The 11,625-nt window shown below is 43.2% G+C and carries 10 protein-coding genes; 4 read left to right on the top strand and 6 right to left on the bottom strand.

Annotated elements, in window-relative coordinates:
* Positions 1-169 precede the first annotated feature (169 nt).
* The gene (gene dnaE / locus CU635_RS22895; RefSeq protein WP_101579648.1) at positions 170-3,535 is read right to left on the bottom strand and encodes a DNA polymerase III subunit alpha; all 3,366 of its coding nucleotides are present in this window, start codon (positions 3,533-3,535) and stop codon (positions 170-172) included.
* 189 nt (positions 3,536-3,724) lie between these two features.
* Here dnaE and ytrH point away from each other — a divergent pair, with 189 nt between their 5' ends.
* Both ytrH and ytrI read left to right on the top strand, forming a co-directional pair.
* Positions 3,725-4,066, top strand: a complete 342-nt coding sequence (gene ytrH, locus CU635_RS22890; RefSeq protein ID WP_101579647.1) for a sporulation membrane protein YtrH — start codon at positions 3,725-3,727, stop codon at positions 4,064-4,066.
* Positions 4,063-4,566, top strand: a complete 504-nt coding sequence (ytrI, locus tag CU635_RS22885) for a sporulation membrane protein YtrI (protein WP_101579646.1) — start codon at positions 4,063-4,065, stop codon at positions 4,564-4,566. Before ytrH ends, ytrI begins: the two co-directional genes overlap by 4 nt.
* Before the next feature lie 35 nt (positions 4,567-4,601).
* Here the strand turns inward: ytrI and CU635_RS22880 are convergent, their stop codons facing one another.
* A complete protein-coding gene (locus CU635_RS22880) occupies positions 4,602-5,537 on the bottom strand; it encodes a DHH family phosphoesterase (RefSeq protein ID WP_101579645.1) in 936 nt (311 codons plus the stop codon).
* Positions 5,538-5,662: 125 nt separating this feature from the next.
* Between CU635_RS22880 and CU635_RS22875 the strand changes: the two genes are divergently transcribed.
* On the top strand, positions 5,663-5,974 hold the full coding sequence (locus CU635_RS22875) for a YtpI family protein (RefSeq protein WP_101579644.1): 312 nt from the start codon (positions 5,663-5,665) through the stop codon (positions 5,972-5,974).
* A gap of 99 nt (positions 5,975-6,073) precedes the next feature.
* Here the strand turns inward: CU635_RS22875 and CU635_RS22870 are convergent, their stop codons facing one another.
* From CU635_RS22870 to CU635_RS22860, 3 genes are all read right to left on the bottom strand, one after another.
* Entirely contained in the window at positions 6,074-7,393 is a 1,320-nt protein-coding gene (locus CU635_RS22870; protein WP_101579643.1) for a CBS domain-containing protein, read from the bottom strand.
* A gap of 130 nt (positions 7,394-7,523) precedes the next feature.
* Positions 7,524-7,772: a hypothetical protein gene (locus CU635_RS22865; protein WP_101579642.1), complete on the bottom strand. Its 249-nt coding sequence runs from the start codon at positions 7,770-7,772 to the stop codon at positions 7,524-7,526.
* An 82-nt stretch (positions 7,773-7,854) separates the two neighbouring features.
* A complete protein-coding gene (locus CU635_RS22860; RefSeq protein WP_101579641.1) occupies positions 7,855-8,535 on the bottom strand; it encodes a metal-dependent hydrolase in 681 nt (226 codons plus the stop codon).
* A 166-nt stretch (positions 8,536-8,701) separates the two neighbouring features.
* On the opposite strand from CU635_RS22860, the gene CU635_RS22855 reads away from it, so the two are divergent.
* Positions 8,702-9,799, top strand: coding sequence for a M24 family metallopeptidase (locus tag CU635_RS22855; protein WP_101579640.1), 1,098 nt, complete (start codon positions 8,702-8,704; stop codon positions 9,797-9,799).
* Positions 9,800-9,996: 197 nt separating this feature from the next.
* Here CU635_RS22855 and CU635_RS22850 read toward each other — a convergent pair whose 3' ends face one another.
* A complete protein-coding gene (locus CU635_RS22850) occupies positions 9,997-11,472 on the bottom strand; it encodes an IS1182 family transposase (protein WP_219620140.1) in 1,476 nt (491 codons plus the stop codon).
* Between the last annotated feature and the right edge of the window lie 153 nt (positions 11,473-11,625).

Here is an 11,625-nt window from a genome sequence, read left to right as displayed (position 1 = left end):
CATCTGTTTTGTGGCAGAACGGAACCCTCAAAGCCGAGTTTTCATAGAACTTTTTACACTACCTTCTTCAAAAACACAGCTTATCAGACAAGACGCAGATAATCCTGCCCAGTGGTCAGACCACGCATTCTTCTTATCAATATATCATACTTGAAAAAGATGTAAAGAACTATTCTTTCAAAATAACATTGCTTTTTCCGAGGAAAGTTACTAATCCAGCAAGACAATTTTTTGAACCGTCGACTTTCATATTATCAGCCAATCGCACCGTTTTTTCAGTACTTTCATAATGAAGAACGACATGAATGCCGCCTTTGAAGCTCTTTAAGATCTCCTTTAAGCGGTTAAGCTGCTCCGGGTTTTCCTGATCCCGGCTGATTTTTAAATACAGGACAGGTTTATTTTTTGCCGATTGTTCCGCCCAATCTTTCAAATCATCGACGGCCTGAATGATCAGCTGTTTTTTCCCGTCTCTTTCCTCTAGCTTCCCATCCAGCAGTACGGTATTTCCTTGTTTTAAGAGGACCGCATATTTGCTGAATACTTGCGGAAAGGCGACCGCTTCAAGCTCTGCACCTGGATCGCTCAATGTAACAAAAGCCATTGCCTCGCCTTTTTTTGTGCGGATTTTGGTTACCTCTGTTATATAGGCAGCGGTGCGAACCCTTTTTCCCGGGACAGTTAAATCCCAAAGCTGCGGGATGCTTGCTTCTTTTAACTGTAGCTCGAATACGGAAAGCGGGTGGTCTGATAAATATAGGCCAAGCACGTCTTTTTCGGAAGATAGCTTTTCTTCTATTCCGATCGGATCCATCTCAACATGCTTCGGTTTTGGGAAGAAATCGTCATCGGCAAATAAATCGCCGTGTGCCACTCCTTCCGGTTTTACGAGCTGGGCATGGTCGAGCGCGACATCTATGCTTGCAAGCAGCACTGCCCGATCATGGCCAAATTCATCAAAACAGCCGGAATGAACGAACGCTTCAAGCGTTTTTCGATTAACTGCTTTTGAAGAAACGCGCAGGCAAAAATCGAAAATATCTTCAAAGCGTCTCTGCTTGCGGGCCGGAAATATCTCCTTTAACGCAGTTGCCCCAACTCCTTTGATGGCTGCGAGACTGTAGCGGATCGAATCTTTTTCAACGAGAAATGAGTAGCCGCTTTTATTGATAGAAGGAGGCAGTATGCTAATATCCATCTGTTTCAGTTCACGAATGTACTGGATAAGCTTGGACTCGTTCCCCGCAGCCGACGTTAACAGCGCTGCCATGAAGAACAGCGGGTAATGAGCCTTCAGATAGGCGAGCTGGTAAGCAATAAAGCTGTAGGCAACCGCATGGCTCCGGTTGAATCCATAATTGGCAAAGCGGACGATCAGATCGTACAACTCATTTGCTGTCTGCTCATTGTAGCCTTGCTTGAGAGAACCTTGCACGAAATGGCTTCTTTCTTTATCGAGAACCGCTTTTTGCTTCTTGCTGACGGCCCTTCTGAGCAAATCTGCTTCCCCCAGTGTGAAGCCCGCCATTTTAGAAGCGATTTGCATAATTTGCTCTTGGTAGACGATCACTCCGTATGTGTTCTTCAAGATTGGCTCAAGGTCGGGATGCGGATACTCGATCTGCCGGCGCCCATGCTTACGGTCGATATAAAGCGGAATATTCTCCATCGGGCCCGGGCGGTACAGGGCGTTGACGGCAACGATGTCCTCAAAGTGTGTCGGCTTTAACCTTGTCAGCACTTTGCGCATCCCCTCCGATTCAAGCTGAAAAATCCCGGTCGTATCGCCGCGGCTTAGCAGCTCAAACGTTTTACTGTCATTAAAAGTGATGGAATGAATATCAATCTTTGCGCCGGTCTTTCTCTGAATATTGCTTATTATAGATTCAAGGAGAGACAGGTTTCTTAGGCCAAGAAAGTCCATTTTTAACAGTCCGATGTCTTCCAAATGCTCCATCGAATATTGGGTCAAGAAAACTTCATCATGCCCTCTCTGAATCGGGACAAGGTTGATTAACGGCTGTTCACTAATCACGACGCCGGCTGCATGGGTCGAAGTATGCCGTGGCAACCCTTCAATTTTCTTTGCTGTTTCGAAAAGACGCCTGTTAAAGTCCGATTCGTCGACAAACTGGCGCAGCGGGCCCGATTCCTTGTACGCCACTGCCAAACGGATTCCGAGCTTCGACGGAATCGATCTCGACAGCCTGTCCAGCTCCTTTGTATTCAAGCCAAATGCCCTGCCTGTATCACGAACGGCCGCTTTCGCCGCCAGTGTCCCGAATGTCGCGATTTGGGCAACATGGAGCTCACCATACTTTTGAGCAACATATTTAATCACTTCATCACGGCGGTGATCGGGAAAATCAATATCGATATCGGGCATGGAAATCCGTTCCGGATTAAGAAACCGTTCAAACAACAAATCATGTTCAATTGGATCGACATCCGTAATATATAACACATAGGCCACGAGTGAGCCGGCAGCAGATCCCCTGCCCGGACCAGTCAGGATCCCCGCGTCCCTCGCATACTTCATAAAGTCCCAAACAATTAAAAAGTAATCGCTGAAATTCATTTTTTGAATAATGCCAAGCTCGAAGGCAAGACGCTCACGGTGTTCATCACCCGGATTTCGATACCTTTCTTTCAGTCCTTGATAACAAAGCCGTTCAAGCATTTCCTCCGCCGATCCGCCATGTTCAACCGGATACTTGGGAAGATATTGTTTATTCATTTCAAGAAGAACATTGCAATTGTCCGCGATTTTGATCGTATTTTCTAAAGCATCCGGGTAGTCCGCAAACAACTCGGCCATTTCTTGGCCCGTTTTCAAATAAAATTGATCACTTGGCAGCTTTTCGCGCTGCTCATCCTGCAACTTGTCGCCATTCTTGATGGCCAGCAGGCATTCATGGGCAAAAGCATCCTCTTTGTTCAAGTAATGCACCCGGTTTGTCGCGACCAGCTGACTGCCTGCCGACCCGGCAAGCTTAACAAGCGCTTCAATTGACTCGGGTCTTTCCGTAGCGCTGTGCTTTTGCAGGCTGATAAAAAAATGGCCTTTTTCGAAGATTCCCGCATATGCCCGCGCAGCTTCCAGCGCTTTATCTGTTTCATCGTTTACGATATATTGTTCAATTTCACCTTCTGCACCTGGCGTTAAGGCAAAAATTCCTTCCGCATAATGCTTGAGCCATTTGACGGGAATGCCTTCGGGAGATTTCGTTTGCACAACACTTGTTATTTTAATTAAATTTTTAAAACCCAGTTCATTTTTAGCCAACAGAACGAGGGGATAAGCGCCATCACCGTTTAACCCGCTGATCACATCGACCGTCAGCCCGAGGATTGGCTTGATTGCATGCTTAAGGCATTCTTTATAAAAAGCAACGGCTCCATACATCACATTTCGATCTGTCAGGGCAAGCGAATGAAAGCCGCGTTCCTTTGCCCCAACCACAAGCTGTTCGATCGTTGCTGTACTATTAAGCAGACTATATGAACTGTATACATGAAGGTGGATAAATGACAAATGATTCACACCCTTATTCTTCTTCTCTTCATTATTATAGAACTTGCAAATTGAAAAAGAAAATATGTTTTCTTTTCTCCGGGGTAAACCGATCCATGCGCCTGCAATCTTATAATCATATTTAGCAGGGATTGTCCATATGATGAATTATCAGAGCCTTTATCATCAAATACAGGGATGGATAAAACAATGGAACGTGAACAACCCTTTTTTGTCGGTTTGATTGAAAGCTATTTTATTGCGCTCGGTGTCTTGCTTGGCGGGGCGCTGATCGGCGGCTTGGCCGCTTTTTTAACTGGGAAGCCGCCGCTTACGGAAATTGCCAGACTTGGTGCCATGATTCGAATCTGGGCGATTATTGCGGCAATCGGCGGAACCTTCGATACTGTCTACAGCTTTGAGAGGGGCATTCTTGAAAGTGAAACAAAAGATCTTTTCAAACACTCGCTGCTGATTCTTTCCGCTTTTGGAGGCGCGAAAACAGGGGCTGTTCTGCTTCACTGGCTGACCCAGGAGCATATTTCTCCATGAGAATTCCATCATATTATCGCCAGCCGGGCTGGCAGCGTTTCATTGCCGGTATGGCAATCGGCGCTATTATCAGCTGGTTTATCTTTTTGTATATATACGGGGTCTGGCAGGAGGAATACAGTAAAGACATTAAGAAACTGAGAGATGATATTGAGGAGCTGGAGGAAGATAAACAGATTTGGCAGGAGGAATATAAGGAGTTAAACAAAAAAAATATTGAGCGGCTGACGGTTCAGGAGATAAAGGTGGAAATAAGCAATGGTGAAAAGTATCGCCTTGATCCTTTGAGTGTGTTTGAGGCTGAAAAAAAAGTAAAAGAGGACATCAAAATGATGCTCGCAAAGGATTTGGAAACCGTTTATAAAAGCAGGGAACTATTAAAAAGGGTCATCGAAAATAAACCTGTACGCATAAACGAAAAAAGGTACAACATTAAGGTTGAAGAAGTTTTCATCTATACAACTCTGTATATCCAGCTCCGTCTTACTCTTGAAGAATAATCAACCAGGCCCTGCAATGAAGCAGGGCCTGCTGCTTATTTTAAGCAAGCCTCATCAATTTCTTTTAACACGGTCTCTGCCTCCGACCAGGAGTAGATCGACGCACCGGCGGCAAGCGGATGGCCGCCTCCTTTGTAATTTCGGGCAATCCCGTTGATCACTGGTCCCTTTGAGCGGAGCCTGACCCGGATTTGATCTTCTTCCTCAATAAAAAATACCCATGCTTTTATTCCTTTTACATTTCCAAGTACCCCGACTAAAAGTGATGCTTCTGATGGAACGACATCAAAACGGCCAAGCAGTTCTTTTGTCAGGAACATCGATGCCGCACCGCTTGGGCGCATCTCGAAATTTTGCAGCACATAGCCATTCAGTTTGACGAGGTTTGGCTTCATTTCATACATTTGATCGTAAAGCTCTGTTCGTGAAAAATCATAATGGATCAACTCACTTGCATACTTAAACGTCTTTTCTGTCGTGCTTGGAAACAGAAATCTCCCCGTATCCCCGACAATTCCAGCGTATAAAAGCCTTGCTGCTTGATTGGACATTTTTAAGCCTTGATCTTTCCCTGCCAGATAAAACTCGTAAATCATTTCACTTACGGAGCTGGCATCCGTGTCAACCCACATTAAATCCCCATAGGCATCCTCGTTTGGATGGTGGTCGATCTTAATCAGTTTATCGCCAAGTTTATAGCGGCTATCACAAATTCTCTCCTGATTTGCCGTATCACAAACGATCACGAGTGCTCCTTCGAATACTTCGTCCGATATGTCATCAAGCTTGTTTAGAAAGCGGAGGGAGGGATCTTCCTTTCCGACCGCAAAAATTTTTTTATCCGGGAATGACGTGCGCAAAATCTCGGCAAGACCGCCCTGTGATCCGTAAGCGTCAGGATCGGGGCGAACATGGCGGTGAATAATAATCGTTTCGTATTGGCGGATTGTATTTAAAATTTTTTCGAACATTATTTAGCTCCTTTGCTCACATGAATATTTTTTTTAAAATGACGATTCCTTATGTAAATGATAGCTTTTCCAGTCCAAAATCGTTAAAATAAGAGAAGCTTGTCGAATTTGGAGGAGTTTATAACATGCCAGTTCTGGTCATCTTAATCGTAATATCTTTATCGTTTTACGTATTTTATAAACTAAAATTTTTCAGGTGCAATCGTCCTCTTGAAAAACAATGGATTTCTGGAAAGTCAAGGATTGCCCTCGGAGCTTTCGTGGCCCTGTTTGGAATCAATCAGCTGTTTCTATCCGGATCAACGGTTTCATATATTGTCGGTGCCGTCTTTATTGTCGTCGGCGGACTGAGCATCTGGGCCGGGTATAAAACTTATCAATTTTACCTGCCTAAAGCGATTCTTGAAGCCGAAGAGCTTGCAAAAAAAAGCAGGTAAGCGGTAAATTTGATTTTGTCCTACGTAACTCGGACAAAGGTAAAGCCGTTTCCCCATCATCGGGAAACGGCTTTTTTACATGCCGCCCCGCTTCTTGGCTTATGGCCGGTCGATGAGCTGGCACATCATCATCGTCTTGCCGACAAGCACTCCCTCGTTAAAGACTTCGACATCAACTTTCCCAAATTTCCTTCCGACTTCAAGAACTTTCGGGTAAATCTCGATAACGCTGTCTATTTGCACAGGCTTGATAAAGTATATTGTCATATTTTCAACAACCAGGTCCCCTTTTTTATAGCCTCTGAGAAACCGGTTTGCTGCTTCGGACACAATCGTCGTAAAGACTCCATACGAGATCGTCCCGAGATGGTTCGTCATCTGCGGCGTAACCTCACAGCGATAAACATCGTCGCCCTTCGTTTTTCCTTTCGTCAGCACAAGCTGGTTTGTGACAATATCGTCAATCGTTTCACCGACCTGGGGCTGGCGCTGGATCATTTGCAGTGCCTTCAGGACATCCTGTCTGCTGATAATCCCCTCGAGCTTGTTTCCATCATCGACAACCGGGAGCATTTCAATACCTTCCCATACCATCATATGGGCCGATGATGCCAAGCTTGTTTTTTCACCAACCGTCATCGGGTTTTTTGTCATGATTTTATCGATCGGAGTGTCGGGGCTGTGGCCGACAATATCTTTGGAAGTCAGCATCCCCTGTACCTTCATATTGTGGTCGACAACCGGGAAACGGCCATGCTGCGTCGCCTGGTTATGCTTATGCCAATCAGAAACTTTTTCATCCGTTCTTAAAAAGATCGTTTCCTCAAGCGGAGTCAAGATGTCTTCAACAAGAACAATTTCCTTTTTAATTAACTGGTCATAAATGGCCCGGTTTATCAACGTCGCTACCGTAAATGTATCATAGCTGCTTGAAATAATCGGAAGCTGCAATTCATCGGCAAGCTGTTTCACAGCTTCATCCGTATCAAAACCACCTGTTATTAAAACGGCTGCGCCTGCTTTTAAAGCATGCTCGTGCGCTCTTGTCCAATTTCCGACAATTAACAGGTTGCCTGCCCCGGTATAGCGCATCATCGCTTCAAGCTTCATTGCACCAATGACAAATTTATTAAGCGTCTTATGTAAGCCGGCTCTCCCCCCGAGAACCTGGCCATCGACGATATTGACCACTTCCGCATATGTGAGCTTTTCGATATTTTCTTTTTTCTTGCGCTCAATGCGGATTGTCCCGACCCGTTCGATCGTACTGACATACCCTTTGTTCTCGGCTTCCTTGATCGCCCTGTATGCTGTGCCTTCACTGACAGCCAGCGCCTTGGCGATCTGGCGGACAGAAATTTTTTCACCTACCGGAAGCTCATCGATATATTGCAGTATTTGCTCATGCTTTGTTGCCAAGACCTTCACCCTCTATAAAAATTTCCGCGGAATGTCCTAGAAAATTTTTCTTTTCCTTTATTATAAGGTCTTTACACCCATGAATACAATTCGATATGCGAGCTTCCAGTAAAAATGTCAGCAAACATTGTTAACTCCCATAAGAGCGGGTTTTCCTTTTCGCGCCTTTTGGTCCGGAAAAACCCCGATTTCCCTGCTGTTTTATCGGAGCATAAATAAGCGCAGTTAAATTGCCGGCAATCACAAAAAGCGCGAACATGAGCCAGCTCACCGCAAACCATCCTTCCAGGCCCAAAGCAAACACAGAAAGGCGCGGAACTGCGATATAGAGAAGCAAGCCCCCCGCCAATAAACAAAATAAATATCGGTTCTTTTTCACGTTTGTCCCTCCTTCTTGTTCCATTTTTATGCTTGTATAGATAAAAAAAGCACAGCTCAGCCTCTGTGCTTTTTAATATTTGTTAAAGTTCGAGCGAGTCTCCTGCCTGCATTACCTTTCCTTCCTGGCCCTCGAGCATCCCGATAAAACGCTCCGGGTCCTGTTTGATCGGCGGGAATGTATTATAGTGAATCGGCACAACCAGTTTCGGATTCAACAGCTTTGCGGCATAGGCGGCATCCTCCGGTCCCATCGTAAAGTTATCGCCGATCGGCAGGAATGCAACATCGGCCGGATGGCGTTCACCAATTAATTTCATATCGGAAAATAAAGCGGTGTCTCCGGCATGGTAAACCGTTTTGCCTTCCGCCATAAACAAAATACCTGCAGGCATGCCAAGGTAGATGATTTCCTTGTTTTCCGTCATCAGGCTTGACCCATGGAAAGCCTGCGTTAATTTGACTTTGCCAAAATCAAACTCGTATGCACCGCCAATATGCATTCCATGTGATTGGACTCCTTGCCAGCTTAAGTATGTAGCGATTTCAGCGTTTGCCACTACCAACGAATTGTTTCTCTTTGCCAATTCAACCGTGTCGCCAAAATGGTCACCATGGCCATGTGTTAACAAAATAACATCGGGTTTTACATCGTTCACATTCAAATCTGTTAATCCATTCCCGTTGATAAATGGGTCAATCAGGATCGTTTTATGATTGGTTTCAATTTTTACAACGGAATGCCCATGGTACGATACTTTCATTTTTTCCGCTCCTTTCAAAAAACAAATTTATACGATTACTTCAACAAAAGCAAAATTGATTCCTGCCTCGTTTTTCTTTTTACCCATATCCGCAGAAATATAAAAGTTTACTTTCTGAATCTGTCTTGCTAACCTGAAGCTATGAGAGATAGAAAGGGGTATGGCCATGAACAGGCGATTGCAGAAACTGTCCGAATGGATGAAAGAAAACGAAGTTCACGTAAGTTTATTATCTTCCCCGGAAAATGTGTTTTATTTAAGCGGGTTTAACTGCGAACCTCATGAACGTGTCCTGGCACTCGCGGTCTTTCGGGACGAAGAACCATTCCTCGTCTGTCCCGCCATGGAAATTGAGGATGCAAAGCGCTCTGGCTGGAGCGGCGAAATCATTGGCTACAGCGATATTGACCGCCCGTGGGAAATGATTAAAAATGCGATTGGCGCGCGGGGACTGGCTGTTGGCAAAGCGGCGGTTGAAAAGGAACACATGAATGTCGAACGCTTTGAGATTTTATCACAATTGTTTCCTGAAGTGAATTTCATTTCAGCTGAGGAAAAAATGAGAGTCCTGCGGATGATCAAAGATGAAAAAGAATTGAGCAAGATTCGCAAAGCATGCGAGCTGGCCGATTTCGCCATCGAAACAGGCGTCCAGGAAATTAAAGAAGGAAAAACCGAGCTTGAGATTGTTGCAGCCGTCGAATATGCCCTGAAAATAAAAGGCGTAACAGAGATGTCTTTCGCGACGACCGTGTTGACAGGCGCGAATGCAGCATCTCCGCATGGAACTCCGGGTATGGCAAAAGTGCAAAAAGGAGATTTCGTCCTGTTCGACCTTGGAGTAGTCGTGGACGGCTATTGTTCCGATATTACGCGAACCGTGGCCTTTGGAGAGATCAGTGAAAAACAACGGGAAATATACGAGACCGTTCTTCGTGCCCAGCTTGCAGCAGTCGCGGCGAGCAAACCGGGCGCCACCGCTGCAGAGATTGATTTGACGGCCCGCACCATTATTGCCGAAGCTGGATACGGACAGTTTTTCCCGCACCGGCTTGGCCATGGCCTCGGAATAAGCGTTCATGAATACCCGTCCTTAACCGAAACAAATCCGCTGCTTCTTGAACAAGGAATGGTCTTCACGATTGAACCGGGGATTTACGTTCCTGGTGTTGCCGGAGTCAGAATTGAAGATAACCTCGTCATCACTGCAGATGGCGCCGAAATCTTGACAACGTTCCCGAAGGAGCTGCAAATCGTCAAATAAGCAGTATACGATTGGTTGCTGCTTCTGCTTGTAGAGTAGAAAACAGGAATTAGATATTGTCTTCTTGTCCTCGGGTTTCAGGGTGTTCCACCTTACTAAGCCAGACAGGGAGACAATTCCTTTTCCTGCTCCCCCTCATCAAACCGTACGTGAGTCTGTCTAACAATTGATTCAAATTTTATAAAGTGTAAAAAAATTCATGAATATTTATAACAATAATAATTAAAATCACAAAAATCATATAAAAAGGGAGGCAAATCCCCCCTGAATTTTCTTATTAATTCCTTTACTCCGATTATTTTTATCATTCTTTTAAAATTATAAGCAAGACAAATAAAACTTACCTCAGTGTTTACTGATTCAAGCCCTCTTGTTAAAAAATATGTATAACCAAAATGTCGTTTAATGGTTCCGAAAAAATGCTCTATTATGGAACCCCTTTTCTTGTATATGTTATCTTTTTTTATGGTATTTTCAGTAACCTGGTCAATGATATCTTCATCTTTAAACCTAATTATAGATCTGCCGCCTTTTGCAGAAGTACAGACCTCCTTTTTCCCGCATTCATTATAATTTACACACGTATAACGTTTGAAATCTTTACCGTTTTGCTTTCCATTCCATTTAAAATTTAAACAGTAACCCATTGGACAAACAAAAACATCATTTATGTGATCATATTTGAAGTTTGATTTATCAAATCCATTTTCAACCTTTTGTTGTTTTCCTTTTTGAGGTTTAATTAGGATTTCGGTCTGTTCATCAACCACGTCTACTATTTCTGACATATTAAAATATCCTGTATCAGCTAAAGCTGTAATATTTTGATCCTCAAATACTTCCTTTGCTTTTTTAACCATGTTTGATAATTGACCTTGATCATTAACATCATTTACTACATCAAAGTCTACAATTAATTTATTTTTATTGTCTACAACTCCTTGGAAATTAAAGCAAACCTCAAATTTCCCGTTGTTTTTCATCGATTTTGCATCAGAATCAGTTAAGCAAATTTGTTTCTTTCCTTGTTCTTTGAGTTCTTCTTTAATGTCGTTTAACTTCTTTATTCTTTCTTGATAACACTCAATTTTATCATTAATTTTCTGTTTCATATTTTCATCATCTGTTGTATTTAAAACGCCATTGATATATTCCTCAATTTTTGTTTCGTAGTATTCTAATTTTTCTTTAATAATATTTTCATTATAGTGTTTATTTTTTGCACAACTTGCTTTTAACTTTGTTCCATCAATAGCGACAAGGGTGCCATCAATAAGGCCAAATCCTTTTAACATAAGTGTAAATTCTTTAAACAATTGCTTAATGGCATTTTTGTTAATTTTCATAAATGACGATATGGTACCATGGTCAGGTTTAATTTTCCCAATCAACCACATTAATTCTATGTTTCTAGTTGCCTCGATCTCCATCATGCGTGATGATCTAATTTTATTCATATAACAATATATATATAATTTAAGGAGATCCTGTCTTCTATAAGGTTTTTGTCCGGCTTTAGAACCCGAAAAAACAGCGAAACCAAGTTCCTCCAGATTTAAGCTATCCACGTATGCGTCAATTACTCTAACTGGATTATCTTCATCAACAAAATCTTCCAATGTATTTGGTAATAAATTTAACTGATTTCTATCCTCACCAAGAATATATGGCATACTATCATCTCCTTAAATTGTTAATTCGACAATAGTATGCGTTTTCCTATCGGATAAATAAGGAAAAAGTGAAAATTGTTAGACAGACTCACGTGAGGTTCTCCCTCATACGGCTTTCCGACGTTCTTCTTTCTTTGGCATTACGGTACTTGC

It is taken from the genome of Bacillus canaveralius, assembly GCF_002860125.1.
Taxonomy (GTDB): domain Bacteria; phylum Bacillota; class Bacilli; order Bacillales; family Cytobacillaceae; genus Bacillus_BJ; species Bacillus_BJ canaveralius.
This window is presented reverse-complemented; position numbering and strand designations above follow the sequence as displayed.

Coding starts and splice junctions, on each gene's coding strand:
- CU635_RS22855 (WP_101579640.1), top strand. CDS start 8,702: ATGAACAGGCGATTGCAGAAACTGTCCGAATGGATGAAAGAAAACGAA.
- CU635_RS22880 (WP_101579645.1), bottom strand. CDS start 5,537: ATGTTCGAAAAAATTTTAAATACAATCCGCCAATACGAAACGATTATT.
- CU635_RS22850 (WP_219620140.1), bottom strand. CDS start 11,472: ATGCCATATATTCTTGGTGAGGATAGAAATCAGTTAAATTTATTACCA.
- CU635_RS22860 (WP_101579641.1), bottom strand. CDS start 8,535: ATGAAAGTATCGTACCATGGGCATTCCGTTGTAAAAATTGAAACCAAT.
- ytrI (WP_101579646.1), top strand. CDS start 4,063: ATGAGAATTCCATCATATTATCGCCAGCCGGGCTGGCAGCGTTTCATT.
- ytrH (WP_101579647.1), top strand. CDS start 3,725: ATGGAACGTGAACAACCCTTTTTTGTCGGTTTGATTGAAAGCTATTTT.
- CU635_RS22875 (WP_101579644.1), top strand. CDS start 5,663: ATGCCAGTTCTGGTCATCTTAATCGTAATATCTTTATCGTTTTACGTA.